We start from the raw sequence: 20,386 nt of genomic DNA on the forward strand, positions 1-20,386 counted from the left end.
TTCAACTCCGTTATTTATATCTGTATGTAATTCTACCTTTATTCAAATCGTATGGTGAAAGTTCGATTGCAACTTTATCACCGACCAAAATTTTTATGAAATGCATTCTCATTTTACCGGAAATATGAGCAAGTATTTCATGACCGTTATCGAGGCGGACTTTAAAATGTGCATTAGGCAAAGTTTCAGTAACTATTCCGTCAACCTTTATCGGTCCTTGTTTAGCCATTTATCAGCACTTTGTTAATATTTCTGGTTTACCATCAATTATTAAAACAGTATGTTCAAAATGTGCAGAAGGTTTTCCGTCTGCAGTTAAAACTGTCCAACCATCTTCAGCAACAATAACTTTATAAGATCCCATATTAACCATCGGTTCAAGAGCCAGTGTCATACCATTCTTTATTAAAGGTCCGTTTCCTTTTTTTCCGTAGTTGGAAATTTGCGGATCTTCATGAAGATGTTTACCAACTCCGTGACCGCATAGATCTCGTACTACCGAGAATCCGTTTTCTTCAACAAGTGTTTGAACAGTACTGGAATAATCACCAAGTCTGTTTCCTTCTCTCAATTGTTCAATACCTAAGTACAATGATTTTTCAGTTACATCCATCAATTTTTGTTTCTCATTGGAAATATTTCCAACTGCAACCGAAAGAGCCGCATCTCCAAAGTATTTATTCTTTTCAACACCAACATCAATCGAAAGAATTTCACCTTCTTTTAGAACTCTGTTGCCGGGAATCCCGTGAACAACCTCGTCATCAATTGAAGAACAAATAGAACCGGGAAAATCAAAAGAACCTGCTTGAGAATATCCTTTGAATGCCGGTCTCCCATTATTACTTAAAATATAATCTTCAGCAATCTTATCCAGTTCAATAGTCGCTATGCCCGGTTTAACATAACTCTTCACTAATTGTAGAACTTCAGCAACTATAAAACAGCTTTCACGAATTAAATCAATTTCTTTTTTACTTTTTATTAGAATCACATTAAAACTTAATTAGAATCTTCTTCCCTTCATTTTTCCGGATTTCATAAATCCATCGTAATGCCTCATCAACAAATGAGATTCAATTTGCTGTAACGTATCAAGTGCAACACCAACAATAATAAGCAAACTTGTTCCGCCAAAGAATGAAGCAAAACTACCGCTAACACCAAATTTTGAGATGAACGCCGGAAGAATTGCAATGATTGCCAGAAAGAATGATCCGGGCAATGTAATCTTTGTTAAAATATTATCTATAAAATCTGCAGTTTGTTTTCCTGGTCTTATACCGGGGATAAATCCGCCCTGCTTTTTCATATTCTCTGCAACGTCCTGCGGGTTGAATGCAATTGCTGTATAGAAATATGTAAAGAAGATAATCATCAACGCATAGATAACTGAATATGTTACGGACTGATAATGAAAATAATTTGCTAACGTACCTATAAATTCACTATTAGGGAAAAATGAAAATAAAGTACTTGGAATAAACATAATTGACTGAGCAAAAATAATCGGCATAACTCCGGCTGTGTTAACTCTCAATGGGATGTATTGAGTAACTCCGCCGTAAACTTTTCTTCCGACAACTCTTTTAGCATATTGAACTGGAATTCGCCTGGTTCCTTGAGTAACAAGTACAACACCTGCAATAATCAACACCATCAAAGAAATAATAACAACTTCAATAACTAAATTACGTTGCCCGGCAGCTATTAATCTATATTCATCAAGTAAAGCAAAAGGAAATCTGTTAATAATGCCAATAAAAATTATTAAGGAGATTCCGTTACCAATTCCTTTTTCAGTGATCTGTTCACCCATCCACATAATGAACATTGTGCCGGCGACTAAAATAGCTATTGTAGAAAAACTCCATAACACTCCACGAACTGCTTCTGGTACAATTGATCCGCCTGAAGGAACACTAATATTTAACAAATGAATTGTTACTCCCCATGCTTGCATAGCAGATATCAGTACAGTTCCGTATCGTGTTAGCTGAGTTAATTTTTTTCTTCCTTCTTCGCCTTCTCTCTGCAATTTTTGAAAATATGGAATTACAGCACCAGCGATCTGCAAAATGATTGAAGCAGAAATGTAGGGCATAATTCCAAGCGCAAGAATTGCAGCATTTGAAAATGCACCGCCTACAAATAAATCGTACAGACCGAATAAATTATCTGAAGTTTTATTTTGCGTTGCGGCATGAAGCAATGTAGTATCAATGCCCGGTAATGTAATATGCGTACCGATTCTAACGATTACAAGCAGAGCAAGTGTGTAAAGAATCCTCTGACGCAATTCATGAATCTTAAAAATATTCCGGAATGTTTCTTGAATTTTTGCCATTAAAATTTAATCTCTTTAATAGTTCCACCGACAGATTCAATTTTTTCTTTTGCTGAGACACTAAAAAAATGAGCTTCGATATTTAACTTTGCTTTTAGTTCTCCAAAGCCAAGAATTTTAAAAGGAGCTGCGGCTTTAGAAATTACTCCATTCTTATATAAAGAAACTGCGTTGATTACTCCATCCTGAATTTTTTTATCATCTACCAATTTTTGTAATCTTGCAAGATTAATAACTTGATTAACAATTTTGAACGGGCTGTGAAATCCTCTTTTAGGAATTCTTCTTTGAAGCGGCATCTGACCGCCTTCAAACCAAGCAGGAAATTTTGCACCGGAACGCGAACGCTGACCGTTTTCACCACGCGTAGCCGTACCTCCGTGCCCAGAACCTTCGCCTCGTCCTATTCTTTTAATTTTTTTATGAGAACCTTTTGCAGGTTTTAGATTACTTAGAATATCCATTTATTCCTCTATGCTTCAATTTCTTCTACTTTAACAAGATGATGAACTTTTTTTACCATTCCTCTTATTTGAGGAGTATCATTGTGAACAACAAAATGATTAGGTCTGTTAAGACCTAATGCTTTAATCGTTAGCTTTTGTGGAACAGGTCTGTCAATAACACTTCCTACTTGAGTAATTTTTATTTTCTTTGCCATTATAATCCTCAATTACAAATTGAATAACTCGGAAACTTTCAATCCGCGTTTACGAGCCATTGCTCTAGCATCAACAAGATTTAGCAAAGCATTTAAAGTTGCTTTTACTTGATTGTGCGGATTACTTGAACCGAGAGATTTTGTCAAAATATCTTGCACGCCTGCAGCTTCAAGAACAGCACGAACACCGCCGCCTGCTATTAATCCTGTACCGGGAGTAGCTGGTTTTAATAGAACCGAACCGGCTCCAAACTTGCCAATAATGGTATGAGGAATTGTTCCTTTTAATAGATGTACACGGTAAACATTTTTCTTTGCATCATCTACGCCTTTCGAAATAGCATCGGTAACTTCGTTTGCTTTACCAAGACCAACGCCTACATGACCGTTTCCGTCTCCAACAACAACAATTGCATTAAAGCTGAATCTTCTACCGCCTTTAACAACTTTTGCAACTCTGTTAATGTGAACAATTTTTTCTTTTAAATTCTCAAGACCGGATACTTTTTTGTACTTGAAATTCAATTTTAACTCCCTTGTTTACAGACTTTATTAATCAACTTTTTTTTGAACCGTCTAACCTGGCTGCCGGGAGAGGAGTCGAACCTCTACAGACGCCTCCAAAGGGCGTTGTCCTGCCATTAGACGACCCGGCAGTTTCTATAACTTTAATCCGCCTTCGCGAGCTCCCTCGGCTACAGCTTGAACTCTGCCGTGGTACTCATAACCACTTCTATCAAATACAACAGTGGTAATACCTTTTTCCAATGCTTTCTTTGCTACTAATTTTCCAACCATTTTACTTTTCGAAACTTTTCCTTTTAAACTTTTTACTTCTTCAACTATTTCTTTCGAAAGTGAAGATGCAGCAACTAATGTTACACCTTTTACATCATCAACCAACTGAGCATGCATGTTGTTCAAACTTCTAAACACAGTTAAACGCGGACGATCTGCAGTCCCGGAAAGTTTTTTACGAACTCTAACTTTTTTTCTTGTTCTTCTTTTATTGTCTTTCAAAAACATTTTTCAAATTCTCCTATTACTTACCTGCAGTTTTGCCAGCTTTGCGGACAATAACTTCTCCGGTATACTTAATACCTTTACCTTTGTAAGGTTCAGGTTTCTTGAATGATCTTATTTTAGCTGCAATTAATCCCACTAACTCTTTATCGCTTCCGAATATTTTTATTTGCGTAGGAAGAGGAATTTCAAATTTAATTCCTGGTGGAGGCATAAGAAGAATCGGGTGAGAATAACCCAAATTAAATAATGCTGCTTCTCCTTTTGCTTCAACTTTATAACCTACGCCAACTATTTCTAGAGATTTAGAATATCCTTCGGTAACACCTTTAACCATATTTGCAATAAGTGCACGTGTTAAACCGTGAAGCGCTCTATTTTGTTTTTGATCATCCGGTCTTGTAACAATAATTTCATCCTTTTGAATATCAACTATCATATTAGGATGAATTTTCATTTGAAGTTCGCCTAGTTTACCTTTTACTTTTATGGTCCCGTCGGTCTTCGTTACTGTTACTCCTTGGATCGGTACTGGTTTTTTACCTATTCGTGACAATTTCTATTCCTTATTAAAATTTTTTACCAAACGTGGCAGACTACTTCTCCACCAACAGTTTCTTTTTTTGCTTGTTTACCAGTTAATAAACCTTTGGGTGTTGAAAGAACTGCCATTCCAAGTCCATTCAACACGCGCGGAAGTTCATCCTTGCTTACGTAATTTCTTAAGCCGGGTTTTGAAATTCTTTTTATTCCGGTAATTGATGGAACTCCGTTAACATACTGAAGATGTACTCTAAGAACATTCTGTTTATGATCTTCAACGACGTTAAAATCTCTGATAAATTTGTTGTTCTTTAAAATCTCTGCTAAACTAATCTTCATTTTTGATGATGGAATATCAACAAATTTCTTTTTTGCCTTAGCAGCGTTTCTAATTCTAGTTAAAAAATCCGCAATCGGATCGGTAGTATTCATTTACATTTCTCCTTCGATTACCAACTTGCTTTTTTTAAACCGGGAATTTCACCTCGCAAAGCCATTTCGCGAAGCACTAAACGAGAGACACCAAATTTTCTGTAATAAGCTCTCGGTCTTCCGGTCATTTTACATCTGTTATGCAAACGGGTGGCAGAAGAATTTCTGGGAAGGAGCTGCAATGCATCATAATCACCCTTCTCTTTCAATTCTTTTCTCTGCTTTGCGAATTTCTCATTGAGTACTCTTCTTTTTTCTTCGCGTGCGAGTAAACTTTTTCTTGCCATGTTTTCCCTTTAATTAATTTCTTTTTTTCTAAACGGTAACCCAAAAGCAACTAACAATTCGAAAGCTTCTTTATCTGTTTTTGCTGTTGTAACAAATGTAATATCCATTCCTAAAATCTTTGTTACTTTGTCCGAATTGATCTCAGGGAATATGATTTGATCTTTTATTCCAAGAGTATAGTTTCCACGACCATCGAATGATTTATCAGGTACACCGCGGAAATCTCGAACTCGAGGTAATGCAAGAGAAACGAAACGATCTAAAAATTCATACATCATTTCTCTTCGTAAAGTTACTTTTGCACCAATTTTCATTCCTTCGCGCAACTTGAAATTGGATATTGATTTTTTAGAAATTCGTACGGATGCTTTTTGACCGGTTATTGTTTCAAGATCTTTAACAGCTTCATCTAATATTTTAGGATCTTGAACTGCCTGACCAACACCCATATTAACAACTATCCTATCTAACCGAGGAACTTCCATAATACTTTTGTAGCCGAATTGCTCTTTAAGTTTTGGAACGATCTCTTTAGAATATTTTTCTTTTAACCGAGCAGGAATTTTAGGTTCAACAACTTTAGGTTCAGCAGTTTTTTTAACTTCTGCTTCCTTACCTTTTTTTTCTTTCTGCTCTTTTTTCTCTTTTTGTTCTTTTGCCATTGCGATTATGCATCCTTAAAATTATTAACCAAGCATTTCGCCGCTTGTTCTGCTGACTCTTGCACTTTTCTTTTTGCCAGTTTTTTCATCTATAATTAATTTAGAACCGATTCTTGTTTTTTCATTTGTTTTAGGATCAAGAATCATAATATTAGAAACATTAACCGGAGCTTCTTTTTCTGTGATTCCACCTTGAGGATTTTTCTGAGTCGGTTTTGTATGACGTTTACGTAGATTAACGCCTTCCACAATAACTCTATTAATCTTTGGTAATACTTTTAAAACTTTTCCGGTTTTACCTCTGTTATTTCCGGCTATCACTATAACATTATCGTTTTTTCTGATCTTCATTTTCTATCCTTATAAAACTTCTGGTGCTAGAGAAATTATTTTCATAAATTTTTTATCTCTTAGTTCTCTTGCAACCGGGCCAAAGATACGTGTTCCTTTCGGTTCACCTTGAGGATTTAATAATACTGCAGCATTTTCATCAAAGCGTATATATGAACCGTCTTTTCTTCTAACTTCTTTTTTAGTTCTAACAACAACGGCGCGAGATACTTCCCCTTTTTTAACGCCGCCGCCTGGAATAGCGGATCTAACACTAACAACAATAACATCACCAACACTAGCATAACGACGGTTACTTCCGCCAAGTACTCTAATGCATCTTACTTTCTTGGCTCCGGAATTATCCGCAACAACTAAATTTGTTTCTTCTTGTACCATGATCTATCTGCTCCTCATCAAACCTGCCTGCCGGCAAGCTTATTTACTTGGCTTTTTCAACAACTTCAACCAAGCGCCATTTTTTTCTTTTACTCAAAGGACGAGTTTCCATAATCTTAACAACATCTCCGATAGTGCATTCATTTTTCTCATCGTGAGCCATTAATTTTGTGGTCTTCTTAAAATATTTTTTGTAAAGCGGATGAGCAATGCGTCTCTCAATAGCTACTATAATACTTTTCTGCATCTTATTGCTAACAACAGTACCGATCCTTGTCTTTCTAATACTTCTTTTCTCCATAGGAAATCGAATACTCCTTATTTATTTGCCTTTGAGTTTTTTGTTTCCTGCATCTCTCGTTCTTTTAGAATAGTTTTCATCTTTGCAATATCTCTTCTGACAAGACGCAGTTTTGCTGTGTTAGTTAATTGTTTTAATTCCTGTTGAAATTTCAGATCCACTAAATTTTTTTGATCCTCAAGAATTCTTTTCTTGATCTCATCAGTAGACATTTCTCTTATTTCAAAAATCTTCATTTTCTCTTAAATCCTTTTATGATTCTAAGTCCGGACGTTGAGTAATTTTTGTTTTGATCGGTAGTTTATGAGAAGCAAGGTTTAATGCTTCAACTGCTGTCTTCTTATCAACACCGCCAATCTCAAACATAATTCTACCGGGTTTTACTACAGCAACCCAAAATTCCGGTGGACCTTTTCCTTTGCCCATTCTTGTTTCAAGAGGTTTCTTAGTAACTGGTTTATCCGGAAAAATTCTAATCCACATTTTTCCATCTCTCTTCATATGACGTGATAAAGCAACACGGCATGCTTCAATCTGACGACTTGTAATCCAAGCCGGTTCCAATGCTTTCAATCCGTAATCGCCAAAGTTAACAAGATAACCGCGTGTAGCTTTTCCGGCTCTTCTACCTCTATGTGCTTTACGAAACTTTACTCTTTTGGGCATTAACATTAGAAAAACTCCTCAAGCTCTTTATTCGGATGAACGTTTACCTAAAATTTCTCCGCGGCAAATCCAAACTTTAACACCAATCGAACCATAAATTGTATGCGCGGTTGCCGTTGCATAATCTATATCTGCTCGGATTGTGTGCAACGGAATTCTTCCTTCTTTATATTGTTCGGTACGGGCCATTTCAGAACCGGCTAATCTTCCTGCGCACATAATTCTTATTCCTTCAGCACCCATTCTCATAGCAGATGTAATTGATTGCTTCATGGCTCTTCTAAATGAAACTCTTCCTTCGATCTGACGTGAAATGTTTTCTGCAACTAATGCTGCATCAAGTTCAGGTCTCTTAATTTCTGTAATTTGAATCTTAACTTCTTTTTCGGTTAATTTTCTTAATTCTTCTTCGATCTGTGCTATCTCTTTTCCACTTTTGCCAATTACTACACCGGGTCTTGATGTATGAATAGTCAAAATTATATTCTTGGAAGTTCTATCTATTATAATAGATGAGATACCTGCATTTTGTAATCTTTTTCTTATATAGGTTCTAAGTTTTTTATCTTCAACAAGTTTTGTTGCATAACTTTTGTTTTCGTACCAATTCGAATCCCATCCTCTAATGATACCTACTCTAAAACCAATTGGATTTACCTTTTGACCCAAAACTTCCTCCTCAGATTACTTTTTTGTAGCAACGACAATTGTTACGTGATTAGATCGTTTTCTTATTCTATATGCTCTCCCCATTGGTGCGGGAGAAATTCTCTTTAGTGTTGGTCCTACATTTACAAAAGCTTCTTTAACAAATAAGTCAGAGACTTCGTGCTTAGTATTATCATCTTTATTCATTAAATTAGAAACAGCGGAACGTAAAACTTTTTCCGCATCCTTTGAAGAATGCTTTGGCGAAAAGTGAAGTATCTCAATTGCTTGATCTACAGATTTACCTCTGATTATATCCACCACCAATCTCATCTTACGGGGAGATGTTCCAATATATCTATGAATTGATTTAGCTTCCATTATCCTATCCTTATTACTCTTTAACTTTAGATGCTTTTTCAGCTTTTGTACCGGGATGACCTCTGAAAATTCTTGTCGGTGAAAATTCTCCGAGCTTATGGCCAACCATATTTTCAGAAATATAAACCGGAATCATTTTATTACCGTTATGAACAGCAATTGTATGTCCCACAAAATCCGGAGTAATAGTGCTTGAACGTGACCAGGTTTTGATTATTTTTTTCTGATTAGTTTCGTTGAGCTTTTTTACTTTCTCCATCAACTTAATGTCGATGTATGGACCTTTTTTTACTGACCTTGGCATATTTTATTCTAACCTATTTTCTTCTTTTAACTATGTATTTGTTAGTTCTATTTTTTTTCTTTCTTGTCTTCAAACCTTTTGCTTTTTGTCCCCAAGGTGAAACCGGATGTCCTCCACCTGATGTTTTACCTTCACCGCCACCCATCGGGTGATCAACTGGATTCATTGCAACACCACGAGTATGTGGACGAATACCTAACCATCTGCTTCTTCCTGCTTTACCAAGACTAATATTTTCATGATCAATATTTCCAACAACACCATAAGTAGCCATACACTCAACACTAACCATTCTTACTTCACCTGATGGCATTTTTAATTGAGCAAACTTTCCCTCACGTGCCATTAACTGAATTGATGCACCTGCTGATCTTCCAAGCTGTCCGCCTTTACCGGGTTTCATTTCCACGTTATGAATAAAACTTGCAAGTGGAATTTCTTTTAATGGTAATGCATTACCGACTTTTATTTCTGAACCGCTACCGGAAATAATAGAATCACCAACTTTCAAACCGTCAGGAGCGATAATATATCTTTTTTCTCCATCTGCATAATTAAGAAGAGCTATTCTTGAAGTTCTATTAGGATCATATTCAATTGAAAAAACTTTTGCAGGAATTCCATTTTTATCACGTTTAAAATCAATTACTCTGTAACGTCTCTTATGTCCACCGCCGCGATGACGTGAAGTCACTCTACCAAGATTATTTCTTCCACCGGATTTTTTTATTACACCGGTCAAAGATTTTTCCGGAGTAGATTTTGTAATCTCTTCAAACGAAGAGATACTCATAAATCTTGTTCCGGGAGTATTTGGTTTTAATTTTCTAATTGCCATTTAATTTAAGCTCCGATTCGGTAATACTATGCTTGACTAAAAATATCTATTGTCTGACCTTCTTTTAAGGTAATAACTGCTTTTTTGAATTTAGCTGTTCTTCCAGAAAATTTGCCTTTTTTAGTAAGCTGGGTTTTCATTTTCCCTTTATATCGAATTGTATTCACGGAAGTAACATCAACATTAAATTTTTCTTTGAGGGCTTTTGCGATTTGAATTTTATTAGCATCTACTGCAACAATAAATCCAAATTTATTAGAATGTTTTTCGCTGATACCACTCATCTTTTCAGTAACTAAAGGGCGTATTAAAACACTTTTCATTTTTAAACCAGTTTAATTAATTGAGCTTTCTAAAAGATTAACTGCACTTTTTTGTAAAACTAAAACTTGATTATTCAATAGATCATATGCTGAAGCTTTGTTTGCTTCAAGAATATTTATCTTAGGAACATTTCGTCCAGACTTATATACATTCTCCTGCGTGCCATTTGTAAGTAGTAAAGTCCTTTTACCTTTTACTTTCAAAGCATTCAAAATTGAAATAAAATCTTTTGTCTTCGGCGCTTCAAAATTGAAATCTTCCACAATAAGAATTTGATTAGCTTTTGCTTTGTATGATAAAGCTGATCTTCTTGCAAGAGCTAAAACTTTCTTGTTGAGTTTCTGTCTATAATCTCTAGGTTTAGGGCCAAATATTGATCCGCCGCCAATCCAAAGAGGAGAACGTGTTGTACCTGCACGAGCACCGCCACGACCTTTTTGTTTCCAAGGTTTTTTACCGCCGCCGCTAACTTCACTTCTTTCTTTTGCTTTGTGAGTACCTTGACGTTGATTTGCAAGGTAAGCTTTGACAGCTAAGTAAATCACATGATCGTTTGGTTCGATTTCGAAAATTTCTTTTGAGAGCTCAACTGTCTCGCCAGATTTTGTACCGTCTTGTTTATAAACTTCTAATTTCATCTTATTCAAAAATTATTTATTGATAGCTACAATTGAATTAATGGAGCCTGGAACAGCTCCTTTTACCATAACAATATTTTTATCAGCAATTACTTTTACAACTTTAAGATTGGAAATAGTTGTATTCTCAAAACCCATTCTTCCAGCCATACGTTGACCTTTGAAAACTCTTGATGGATAAGAACTTGAACCAATAGATCCGGGAGCTCTTAATCTATCGCTTTGGCCGTGTGTTGTACCGCCGACACCGCCGAAGTTATGTCTTCTCATTACTCCTTGAAAACCTTTACCTTTATTCTTACCTGAAACTTTAACTTTATCACCGATCTGAAAAATATCTACTTTAACTTCATCACCAATTTTAAATTGAGAAGATTCAAAGTTTCTAAACTCTTTTAGAGTCTGTGGAATTTTTAATCCGTGTTTTTTATAATAATCGAGCTGAGGTTTACTTGTTCTCTTTTCTTTCTTTTCTCCGAAACCAAGTTGAACAGCTTCATAGCCATCCTTTTCTTTTGAACGCACAGCATAAACATTACACGGACCGGCTTCCAAGATAGTTACGGGAATAATTTGACCGTCTTCCGAGAATATATTTGTCATTCCTAATTTTTTTGCTAGCAAGCCAGGCATTTCTATGGTTCCTATAACTTAATCTCAATATCGACGCCGGCAGGAATATCTAACTTGCTCAACGCGTCTACTGTTTTGTTGTTTGAGTTATGAATATCTATAATTCTTTTATGAGCCCTGATCTCAAATTGCTCTCGTGATTTTTTATCAACGTGAGGCGATCTTAAAACTGTAAAAACGGTTCTGCGTGTTGGGAGCGGAATAGGACCGGATACAACAGCACCAGTACTTTTTACAGTCTTGATAATCTTTTCAGTTGATTTATCAATAAGAATATGATCATAAGACTTCAACTTGATTCTAATTTTCTGACCGGACACTTTTTCTGATCTCCTTGTTCAACATAATGCCCCGCATTAGCGGGACTCAAATAATTTATTTTACTCTATAATCTTTGTTACGAAACCTGCACCAACTGTTCTACCGCCTTCACGAATAGCGAATTTCAATCCTTCTTCCATAGCAATCTCAGAAATTAGATCAATCTTAAGTTGTACGCTATCACCAGGCATCACCATTTCTGTACCTTCAGGCAATGTTGCAATACCTGTAACGTCAGTTGTTCTGAAATAGAATTGTGGTCTGTAACCATTGAAGAACGGTGTATGACGTCCGCCTTCATCTTTTGAAAGAATATAAACTTTACCTTCAAATTTCTTATGAGGGGTAATGGAACCTGTCTTTGCAAGAACCATTCCTCTTTCGATTTCATCTTTATCAATACCGCGTAAAAGAATACCGGCATTATCACCGGCTATAGCTGCATCAAGTTCTTTACGGAACATTTCGATACCGGTAACAACTGTTTTCTTATGAACTCCTAAACCGATCAATTCGATTTCTTCTGCTAATTTTACTTGACCTCTTTCAACTCTTCCTGTTGCAACAGTACCACGACCTGTAATAGAAAATACGTCTTCAACAGGCATCAAGAACGGTTTCTCAATACTTCTTTCAGGAACAGGAATATAAGTATCAACAGCATTCATTAATTCCCAAATACAATTGTATCGAGGATCTGAAGGATCCGCACCAGATGCACCTGCTTCCAATGCATGCAAAGCAGAACCTTTAATAATTGGAATTTCGTCGCCAGGGAATTCATATTTTGTTAATAACTCTCTTAATTCCATTTCGACTAAGTCAATTAATTCTTGATCGTCAACAGCATCAACTTTATTCATGAACACTACAATTTTTGGAACACCAACTTGACGTGCAAGCAAAATGTGTTCGCGTGTCTGTGGCATAGGACCATCTGTTGCGGCAACTACAAGAATTGCACCGTCCATTTGAGCAGCACCAGTGATCATGTTCTTAACGTAATCTGCGTGACCTGGACAGTCAACGTGAGCATAGTGCCTGTTTGCAGTTGAATATTCAACGTGAGCAGTAGCGATAGTAATACCTCTTTCTCTTTCTTCAGGTGCGTTATCGATACTGTCAAATGTTCTTATTTGAGATAAACCTTTTTTTGCTAGTGCCATGGTGATTGCTGCAGTAAGAGTAGTTTTACCATGGTCGACGTGTCCGATAGTACCAATATTAACGTGAGGTTTACTACGGTCAAATTTTTCTTTTGCCATCTTAAATACTCTCCTTAATGTGTTTTATTTCTTTAATGATTTATTTATTGTCTAATAAGATTCAACATGTTTCTTCGCTTGAGATTTTTCCTGAATCTCTTCGGCAACAGATTTTGGTACTTCGGAATAATGTGCAAACTGCATTGAGTAAATCGCACGTCCTTGTGTGGCAGATCTTAGTGTAGTAGCATAACCAAACATTTGTGCTAATGGAACCATTGCTTTAATAACCTGCGCATCTTTTCTGGAAGTGAAACCTTCAATCTTTCCTCTTCTTGAATTTAGATCGCCCATAACATCGCCTAAATATTCTTCAGGAGTAATAACTTCTACACTCATCATTGGTTCAAGTAAAATAGGATTAGCTTTTAGTGCACCTTGTTTAAATGCCATTGAAGCAGCGACTTTAAATGAAATTTCATCCGAATCAACATCATGGTAAGAACCATCGTATAATCTTGCTTTTACATCAACAACGGGATAACCAGCCAAAACACCATTTCTCATAGAGTCCTGTAAACCATGCATAATAGGATTAATATATTCTTTTGGCACTACTCCACCAACAATATCATTTTCAAATTCAAAACCTTTTCCAGGTTCATTCGGAGAAAGTTCAATCCAAACATGTCCATATTTTCCACGACCGCCGGATTGTTTAACAAATTTACCTTCAGCCTGAACTGTTTTAGAAATTGTTTCTCTATAAGCAACCTGAGGTTTACCAACATTAGCTTCTACTTTAAATTCGCGTTTCATTCTATCAACAAGAATTTCGAGATGTAATTCACCCATTCCGCTAATTAGAGTCTGACCAGTTTCATCATCAACTTTTACTTTAAATGTTGGATCTTCATCAGAAAGTTTTGCTAATGATTCAGAAAGTTTATCCTGATCCGCTTTAGTTTTAGGTTCAATTGCAATTTGAATTACAGGTTCTGGGAATACCATTTTCTCGAGAACAATAGCATCCTCTTCTGTACAAAGAGTATCTCCGGTTCTTGTGTGTTTCAAACCAACAATTGCAGCAATATCACCACATCTAATTTCTTCTAAATCTTCTCTTGTGTTAGCATGCATCTGAAGAACACGACTAACTCTTTCTTTTTTATCAGAGACAGAATTAAAAATATAAGAACCGGCTTTTAATTCACCTGTGTAAACTCTAATAAATGTTAACTTTCCTACATATGGATCTGTCATAATCTTAAAAGCAAGAGCAGCAAATTTTTCATTGGGAGATATTTTTCTTTCAATGTGATCATTCTTAAAAATATGATGAGCAGAGAGCGCTCCTGAATCTAAAGGAGATGGCAGAAAATCCACAACAGCATCAAGCAGCTGCTGAACGCCTTTATTCTTAAACGATGATCCGCATAATACAGGAATAATTTTCCCTTGAATTGTAGCTTCACGTAATACGTTTTTAATTTCTGCTTCAGAAATTTCTTTACCTTCAAGATATTTTCCCAATAATGTATCATCAACATCTGATACAGCTTCAAGCATTTCTGTTCTATATTTTTGAGTTAATGCTAACAGATCAGTAGGTATATCTACAATTTCGAATTCAGCACCAAGAGATTCTTCAATAAACATTATTGCTTTCATTTTCATTAGATCGATAATGCCTCTAAAGAGATCGCCTTCACCAACAGGTAAATTAAGTGGTACAGCAGGGGCTCCTAATTTTTCTTTCATCATTTGAACAGCATGGAAAAAATCAGCTCCTACTCTATCCATTTTATTTACAAAAGAAATTCTTGGAACATTATATTTATCAGCTTGTCTCCAAACCGTCTCTGATTGTGGTTCCACTCCGCCAACAGCACAAAAAAGTGCAATAGCACCATCAAGAACTCTCAGAGATCTTTCAACTTCAACAGTAAAATCAACGTGCCCGGGAGTATCAATAATATTTATTTGATGATCTCTCCAAAATGTTGTGGTAGCAGCACTCGTAATTGTTATTCCTCTTTCTTTTTCCTGTTCCATCCAATCCATAGTTGCTGCACCATCATGAACCTCACCCATTCTGTGTAATTTTCCAGTATAATATAGAATGCGTTCAGTTGTAGTGGTCTTTCCAGCATCAATATGAGCCATGATACCAATATTTCTTACTCTATTTATTTCGACACGTTTTGACATCTAACTTAATAATTCCTTTCAACTACCATTTAAAATGTGCAAAAGCTTTATTCGCTTCTGCCATACGATGTGTATCATCTTTTTTCTTAACTGCAGAACCTTCACCGTTTGCAGCAGCCATTAATTCTGATGCAACCTTTAATGCCATAGATTTATCTTTACGATCTCGTGCATATGTTTTGATCCAACGAAATGCTAATGCAGTCCTTCTTTCAGGTCTTACTTCCATTGGTACTTGATATGTAGCTCCACCAACTCTTCTACTTCTAACTTCTACCAAAGGCTGAACATTCTGTACCGCTTTCTTAAAAACATCTAGAGCAGGTTTCTTTGTTTTTTGTTCAATCAAACCGAAGCTATTGTAGACAATAGTCCTTGCTGTAGATTTTTTACCATCCCACATCAAATAGTTAATGAATTTCGAAACTAGTATATCATTATACTTTGGATCTGGTTTTAAATATCTTTTCTCTGATCTTTTTTTTCTCATAGTAATTATTTTACTTTAGGTTTTTTAGTACCGTATTTAGATCTGCTTTTTTTCCTATCTTCAACACCACTTGTATCTAATGTACCTCTGATAATATGATAGCGTACACCTGGTAAATCTTTAACTCTACCGCCTCTAATTAAAACTATAGAATGCTCTTGTAAATTGTGACCTTCACCTGGAATATATGCAGTAACTTCCATTCCATTTGTTAATCTTACTCTTGCAACTTTTCTTAATGCTGAATTTGGTTTTTTAGGAGTCGTAGTATAAACTCTTGTACAAACACCTCTTTTCTGCGGACACGCATCTAATGCCGGAGCCTTATTTTTTGAGGTTACAACTACTCTTCCTTTTCTAACCAACTGGTTTATCGTTGGCACGCAAATTCCTCCAAAATTATACTTTTTGATAAAAATTCAGACTTTGAATTTATTGATAATCGCTTGAATTGTCAAGCAAGCCTGTTCTAATTTTTTAACTTTTATACATTATGCTGATTCTTTTTCTGCATCTATTTCTTCTTTAACAACTGTAGATTCAGTTTCATCAGCAGTTAATATTATGCTACGGTATTTCTTCAACCCAGTTCCAGCAGGTATAAGATGTCCCATAACAACATTTTCTTTCAAACCAATTAAATTATCAACCTTAGCTTCAGTTGCTGCATTTGTTAATACTTTTGTTGTTTCTTGGAATGATGCTGCTGAAATAAAACTCTCAGTTGAAAGCGCTGCATGAGTAATACCTAACAAAATATTATCAAATGTTGCAGGTTCTGCATCGCGAGTTTTAATAAGCTTTTTACTTTTTCTAGTTAAATCAGAATTAATTTCTCTTAGTTTCGTTTTAGTAAGAAGCTGAGCCATTTTAGACTTTGATTGTCCAGGATCTTCTATATAAACCATCTGTTTAACTTTTTCATTTTCTTCGATGAATTTATTTCTATCAACTAAATCCTCTTCGATGAAAATAGTATCACCAGCAGAAATTACTTGAAGCTTTTGTAGCATTTGTCGTACGATAACTTCAATATGCTTGTCGTTGATCTTAACACCTTGTAAACGGTAAACATCTTGAATTTCATTTACTAAATATTCCTGTACTGCATTAGTCCCTTTAATTTTTAATATATCATGAGGATCAATCGGACCGTCTGTTATTTTTTCGCCAGCAGGAATTTCATCACCTTCCTGAACAAGAATATGTTTACCATAAGAAACATTGTAAATTTTCTGAATAGAACAGTCTAATGATTCAATAATAATTTCACGCGAACCTTTCTTACGTACACCAAATTTAACTTTACCTTCAATCTCAGAAACGACTGCTGGATCATGCGGACTCCTTGCTTCAAAAAGTTCTGTAACTCGAGGTAAACCGCCAGTGATATCACGTGATTTAGTTGAAGATTTTGAAATCTTAGCAAGGATTGTTCCTGCTTGAATCTCTTCGCCTTCTTCAACGGATAGATATGCACGTGTTGGAATATTAAATACTTTTTCATTTCCCTTATTATCTTTGACAAGAATACTTGGTGTTAAAGTTTTATCCTTTGATTCGATTACAACTTTTTGAACGTGACCGGTTTGTTCATCAGCAACTTGCTGAATTGTAACGTTGTCTAATAAATCTATAAATGAAACTTTACCTGCATTATCAGCAACGATTACAGAGTTGTATGGATCGTGATTGTAAAGCGGTTGACCTTTTTTAATTTCTTGTTCTTCAGAAACCAATAATTCTGCACCGTAAGGAATCTCAAATTTCTTGATCTGTCTATTATCTTCATCGTAAAGTCCGATTGATCCTCTACGACCGATAACTACTTTTACTTTTCCAAAGAAATCAGTTTTTTCGACAAATGTAATTCTATCAAACTTAACCGTGCCGTTTACATTTGCTTCAACTTGTGATTGAGATGCAATACGTGATGAAGTTCCACCCAAGTGGAATGTACGCAATGTTAATTGTGTACCGGGTTCACCGATTGATTGAGCCGCAATAATTCCTACAGCTTCGCCGTTTTCTACAAGCTGACCTGTAGTTAAATTACGTCCATAACATTTTGCACAAACACCGCGTTTAGCTTCGCATGTTAGAACTGTTCGGATATAAACTTGATCAATATTTGCTTCATCTATTTTTTCTGCAATATCTTCAGTAATCACCTCGCCTGCTTCTATCAATAAATCATCTGTACGGGGATCATAAATATCTTCTTGTGCTACACGACCGATAATTCTTTCTGCCAATGGTTCTCTTTCAAGTTCTATATCTTTAAGAGCGGAAATGTAAACACCTCTAATAGTACCGCAATCTAATTCAGTAATAATAACATCTTGAGCAACATCGCATAAACGGCGAGTTAAATAACCAGCATCTGCTGTTTTCAAAGCTGTATCTGCTAACCCTTTACGAGCACCGTGAGTAGAAATAAAATATTCCAGTACAGACAATCCTTCTTTGAAATTCGCAACAATAGGATTCTCAATAATTTCTCCGGATTGACCAGTTAAACTTTTTTGCGGTTTCATCATCAAGCCACGCATACCGGCAAGCTGACGAACTTGATCTTGCGAACCTCTTGCACCTGAATCAACCATCATATGCAATGAATTGAATCCGCCTTGATCGGTTTTGATTCTATCCATTAATGATTTTGCAACGTTGTTTGTAGTATGAGTCCAGACGTCAACAATCTTATTATATCTTTCTGCGTCTGTAATCAAACCTTGTTCGTGTTCACTAAGAATGCCGGATACTTTTTTATTTGAATCGTCAATCAATTTTACTTTTTCATCAGGAACAATCATATCGCTGAAACTGATAGAGATTCCTGCTGCTGTTGCATAACGGTAACCGAGCTCTTTAAGATCATCCAAGAATTTTGCAGTTGCTTCGTTACCGATTTTAATAAACATTTTATAAATAAATCCCGAGAAACTTTTCTTAACAAGTAACTCGTTAATGTAGCCCATTTCTTTTGGAACAATTTCATTATAAATTACACGTCCGACTGTAGTTTCTACAAATTCTTTATCAATTTTTACTTTTACCTTCGCATGAAGATCAACTACTTTAGAATTGTATGCGATCTGCACTTCTTCAATACTACCAAATATTTTACCTTCACCTTTTGCACCGGCACGAACTTTTGTCAAATAATAGAGTCCTAAAACTATATCTTGAGATGGGAGAACGATAGGCAAACCATTTTGTGGAGATAAAATATTATGACTACTTAACATTAAAATTGATGCTTCAAGTTGTGCTTCGTATGATAACGGAATGTGAACTGCCATTTGATCGCCATCAAAATCCGCATTGAATGCAGTACAAACTAACGGATGCAGTTGAATTGCTTTTCCATCTACTAAGATTGGTTGGAATGCTTGAATACCGAGACGGTGCAATGTAGGAGCGCGATTCAACATAACCGGATGACCGTCAATCAATTTTTCAAGAATATCCCAAATAGTTGCATCTTTTCTATCAACAGCTTTTCGTGCACTCTTTACTGTTTTGAAATTTCCACGTTCAATAAGTTTACGAATAATAAATGGTTTGAAAAGTTCAACTGCCATATCTTTCGGTAAACCGCACTGATGTAATTTCAATTCGGGACCAACAACAATAACAGAACGGCCTGAATAATCAACACGTTTACCAAGTAAGTTTTGACGGAAACGACCTTGCTTACCTTTCAACATATCACTGAGAGATTTCAACGGTCTGTTACCATCACTGCGAACTGCACTTGCTCTACGAGAATTATCGAACAATGCATCTACAGCTTCTTGAAGCATTCTCTTTTCGTTTCTAAGAATTACTTCCGGCGCTTTAATATCAATTAATCTTTTTAAACGATTGTTACGAATAATCACTCTTCTATAAAGATCGTTTAAATCTGATGTAGCAAATCTTCCGCCTTCAAGTGGAACAAGCGGACGAAGTTCCGGTGGAATTACCGGTACAACATTTAATACCATCCATTCCGGTTTGTTTGGAACTTTTCCTTCATATTCACGAAAAGCCTCAAGAACTCTTAATCTTTTTAATAAATCAGCGCGTTTTTGTTGAGATGTGTCAGGTCCAAGTTGAGATTTCAAATCAGCAAAAGTAACTTCAATATCAATCTTCTTTAATAATTCTTTAATTGCATCGCCGCCGATTCTAGCCAGAAACTTTTTCGGATCTTCATCTTCGAGAGAATCATTATCATGCGGAAGTGAACCCATAATTTCATAATACTGATCTTCAGAAATCAAATCCTTCTTACTCAAACCTGTTGGCCCGGGATTAATTACAACATAAGATTCATAATAAATAACCTTCTCAAGTTCTTTTGTGGTCATTCCAATTAAGTTACCAATCTTTGACGGTAACGCTTTGAAAAACCAAATATGAACAACAGGAACAGCAAGCTGAATGTGTCCCATTCTTTCACGACGAACACTCTTTAACGTAACTTCAACTCCGCAGCGGTCGCACACAATTCCTTTATAACGTATTCCTTTATATTTTCCGCATGCGCATTCCCAATCTTTAACGGGACCAAAAATTTTCTCGCAGAATAAACCATCTTTTTCAGGACGAAATGAACGATAGTTTATTGTTTCCGGTTTGGTAACTTCTCCGTGAGATCTTGATAAGATATCATCAGGGCTTGCCAAACTGATCGTCATTTTTTCGATCTGTCTAATCTTATTTTCTTGCGGTTTAAATCGCATTTTCTACT

At 35.9% G+C, this 20,386-nt stretch carries 29 protein-coding genes and 1 tRNA gene; all 30 read right to left on the reverse strand.

What is annotated here, in order from left to right:
- Nucleotides 1-10: 10 nt before the first annotated feature.
- The 30 genes from infA to rpoC all read right to left on the reverse strand — a co-directional run bounded on the left by infA (nt 11) and on the right by rpoC (nt 20,378).
- The gene (infA, locus tag NTZ27_06410; protein ID MCX6174364.1) at nt 11-229 is read right to left on the reverse strand and encodes a translation initiation factor IF-1; all 219 of its coding nucleotides are present in this window, start codon (nt 227-229) and stop codon (nt 11-13) included.
- Between the two features lie 3 nt (nt 230-232).
- Nucleotides 233-994, reverse strand: a complete 762-nt coding sequence (map, locus tag NTZ27_06415; GenBank protein MCX6174365.1) for a type I methionyl aminopeptidase — start codon at nt 992-994, stop codon at nt 233-235.
- Nucleotides 995-1,006: 12 nt separating this feature from the next.
- Nucleotides 1,007-2,347: a preprotein translocase subunit SecY gene (gene secY, locus NTZ27_06420; protein ID MCX6174366.1), complete on the reverse strand. Its 1,341-nt coding sequence runs from the start codon at nt 2,345-2,347 to the stop codon at nt 1,007-1,009.
- Complete coding sequence (gene rplO / locus NTZ27_06425) at nt 2,347-2,811, reverse strand: 50S ribosomal protein L15 (GenBank protein ID MCX6174367.1); 465 nt, start codon at nt 2,809-2,811, stop codon at nt 2,347-2,349. Before rplO ends, secY begins: the two co-directional genes overlap by 1 nt.
- Before the next feature lie 8 nt (nt 2,812-2,819).
- Nucleotides 2,820-3,008, reverse strand: coding sequence for a 50S ribosomal protein L30 (gene rpmD / locus NTZ27_06430; GenBank protein ID MCX6174368.1), 189 nt, complete (start codon nt 3,006-3,008; stop codon nt 2,820-2,822).
- 12 nt (nt 3,009-3,020) lie between these two features.
- The gene (gene rpsE, locus NTZ27_06435) at nt 3,021-3,533 is read right to left on the reverse strand and encodes a 30S ribosomal protein S5 (GenBank protein ID MCX6174369.1); all 513 of its coding nucleotides are present in this window, start codon (nt 3,531-3,533) and stop codon (nt 3,021-3,023) included.
- A 57-nt stretch (nt 3,534-3,590) separates the two neighbouring features.
- Nucleotides 3,591-3,664, reverse strand: a tRNA-Gln gene (locus tag NTZ27_06440).
- Nucleotides 3,665-3,668: 4 nt separating this feature from the next.
- Nucleotides 3,669-4,034 (reverse strand): 50S ribosomal protein L18, encoded by a 366-nt coding sequence (gene rplR / locus NTZ27_06445; GenBank protein MCX6174370.1) that lies wholly within the window; start codon nt 4,032-4,034, stop codon nt 3,669-3,671.
- 16 nt (nt 4,035-4,050) lie between these two features.
- On the reverse strand, nt 4,051-4,587 hold the full coding sequence (rplF, locus tag NTZ27_06450) for a 50S ribosomal protein L6 (protein MCX6174371.1): 537 nt from the start codon (nt 4,585-4,587) through the stop codon (nt 4,051-4,053).
- 23 nt (nt 4,588-4,610) lie between these two features.
- Nucleotides 4,611-5,006, reverse strand: a complete 396-nt coding sequence (gene rpsH, locus NTZ27_06455) for a 30S ribosomal protein S8 (protein ID MCX6174372.1) — start codon at nt 5,004-5,006, stop codon at nt 4,611-4,613.
- Nucleotides 5,007-5,023: 17 nt separating this feature from the next.
- Complete coding sequence (gene rpsN, locus NTZ27_06460; protein MCX6174373.1) at nt 5,024-5,293, reverse strand: 30S ribosomal protein S14; 270 nt, start codon at nt 5,291-5,293, stop codon at nt 5,024-5,026.
- Nucleotides 5,294-5,302: 9 nt separating this feature from the next.
- The gene (gene rplE / locus NTZ27_06465) at nt 5,303-5,857 is read right to left on the reverse strand and encodes a 50S ribosomal protein L5 (GenBank protein ID MCX6174374.1); all 555 of its coding nucleotides are present in this window, start codon (nt 5,855-5,857) and stop codon (nt 5,303-5,305) included.
- A gap of 123 nt (nt 5,858-5,980) precedes the next feature.
- Nucleotides 5,981-6,307, reverse strand: coding sequence for a 50S ribosomal protein L24 (gene rplX / locus NTZ27_06470; GenBank protein ID MCX6174375.1), 327 nt, complete (start codon nt 6,305-6,307; stop codon nt 5,981-5,983).
- 9 nt (nt 6,308-6,316) lie between these two features.
- Nucleotides 6,317-6,685, reverse strand: coding sequence for a 50S ribosomal protein L14 (gene rplN / locus NTZ27_06475; GenBank protein ID MCX6174376.1), 369 nt, complete (start codon nt 6,683-6,685; stop codon nt 6,317-6,319).
- A 43-nt stretch (nt 6,686-6,728) separates the two neighbouring features.
- Entirely contained in the window at nt 6,729-6,986 is a 258-nt protein-coding gene (rpsQ, locus tag NTZ27_06480; protein MCX6174377.1) for a 30S ribosomal protein S17, read from the reverse strand.
- A gap of 17 nt (nt 6,987-7,003) precedes the next feature.
- The gene (rpmC, locus tag NTZ27_06485; GenBank protein ID MCX6174378.1) at nt 7,004-7,222 is read right to left on the reverse strand and encodes a 50S ribosomal protein L29; all 219 of its coding nucleotides are present in this window, start codon (nt 7,220-7,222) and stop codon (nt 7,004-7,006) included.
- Nucleotides 7,223-7,238: 16 nt separating this feature from the next.
- A complete protein-coding gene (rplP, locus tag NTZ27_06490; GenBank protein ID MCX6174379.1) occupies nt 7,239-7,658 on the reverse strand; it encodes a 50S ribosomal protein L16 in 420 nt (139 codons plus the stop codon).
- A 21-nt stretch (nt 7,659-7,679) separates the two neighbouring features.
- Complete coding sequence (gene rpsC / locus NTZ27_06495) at nt 7,680-8,321, reverse strand: 30S ribosomal protein S3 (GenBank protein ID MCX6174380.1); 642 nt, start codon at nt 8,319-8,321, stop codon at nt 7,680-7,682.
- A gap of 15 nt (nt 8,322-8,336) precedes the next feature.
- On the reverse strand, nt 8,337-8,681 hold the full coding sequence (gene rplV, locus NTZ27_06500; protein MCX6174381.1) for a 50S ribosomal protein L22: 345 nt from the start codon (nt 8,679-8,681) through the stop codon (nt 8,337-8,339).
- Nucleotides 8,682-8,694: 13 nt separating this feature from the next.
- A complete protein-coding gene (gene rpsS, locus NTZ27_06505; protein MCX6174382.1) occupies nt 8,695-8,985 on the reverse strand; it encodes a 30S ribosomal protein S19 in 291 nt (96 codons plus the stop codon).
- Between the two features lie 13 nt (nt 8,986-8,998).
- The gene (gene rplB / locus NTZ27_06510) at nt 8,999-9,823 is read right to left on the reverse strand and encodes a 50S ribosomal protein L2 (protein MCX6174383.1); all 825 of its coding nucleotides are present in this window, start codon (nt 9,821-9,823) and stop codon (nt 8,999-9,001) included.
- 26 nt (nt 9,824-9,849) lie between these two features.
- Nucleotides 9,850-10,146, reverse strand: coding sequence for a 50S ribosomal protein L23 (rplW, locus tag NTZ27_06515; protein MCX6174384.1), 297 nt, complete (start codon nt 10,144-10,146; stop codon nt 9,850-9,852).
- A gap of 12 nt (nt 10,147-10,158) precedes the next feature.
- Nucleotides 10,159-10,785 (reverse strand): 50S ribosomal protein L4, encoded by a 627-nt coding sequence (gene rplD, locus NTZ27_06520; protein MCX6174385.1) that lies wholly within the window; start codon nt 10,783-10,785, stop codon nt 10,159-10,161.
- A gap of 12 nt (nt 10,786-10,797) precedes the next feature.
- A complete protein-coding gene (rplC, locus tag NTZ27_06525) occupies nt 10,798-11,418 on the reverse strand; it encodes a 50S ribosomal protein L3 (protein MCX6174386.1) in 621 nt (206 codons plus the stop codon).
- 11 nt (nt 11,419-11,429) lie between these two features.
- Entirely contained in the window at nt 11,430-11,738 is a 309-nt protein-coding gene (gene rpsJ, locus NTZ27_06530; GenBank protein ID MCX6174387.1) for a 30S ribosomal protein S10, read from the reverse strand.
- A 60-nt stretch (nt 11,739-11,798) separates the two neighbouring features.
- The gene (gene tuf / locus NTZ27_06535) at nt 11,799-13,004 is read right to left on the reverse strand and encodes an elongation factor Tu (protein ID MCX6174388.1); all 1,206 of its coding nucleotides are present in this window, start codon (nt 13,002-13,004) and stop codon (nt 11,799-11,801) included.
- A 51-nt stretch (nt 13,005-13,055) separates the two neighbouring features.
- Nucleotides 13,056-15,155 (reverse strand): elongation factor G, encoded by a 2,100-nt coding sequence (fusA, locus tag NTZ27_06540; protein ID MCX6174389.1) that lies wholly within the window; start codon nt 15,153-15,155, stop codon nt 13,056-13,058.
- 22 nt (nt 15,156-15,177) lie between these two features.
- Nucleotides 15,178-15,645, reverse strand: coding sequence for a 30S ribosomal protein S7 (rpsG, locus tag NTZ27_06545; protein MCX6174390.1), 468 nt, complete (start codon nt 15,643-15,645; stop codon nt 15,178-15,180).
- Between the two features lie 5 nt (nt 15,646-15,650).
- A complete protein-coding gene (gene rpsL, locus NTZ27_06550) occupies nt 15,651-16,028 on the reverse strand; it encodes a 30S ribosomal protein S12 (protein MCX6174391.1) in 378 nt (125 codons plus the stop codon).
- 108 nt (nt 16,029-16,136) lie between these two features.
- Nucleotides 16,137-20,378, reverse strand: coding sequence for a DNA-directed RNA polymerase subunit beta' (rpoC, locus tag NTZ27_06555; GenBank protein MCX6174392.1), 4,242 nt, complete (start codon nt 20,376-20,378; stop codon nt 16,137-16,139).
- Nucleotides 20,379-20,386 lie beyond the last annotated feature (8 nt).

It is taken from the genome of Ignavibacteriales bacterium, from assembly GCA_026390775.1.
GTDB lineage: Bacteria > Bacteroidota > Ignavibacteria > Ignavibacteriales > Melioribacteraceae > Fen-1258.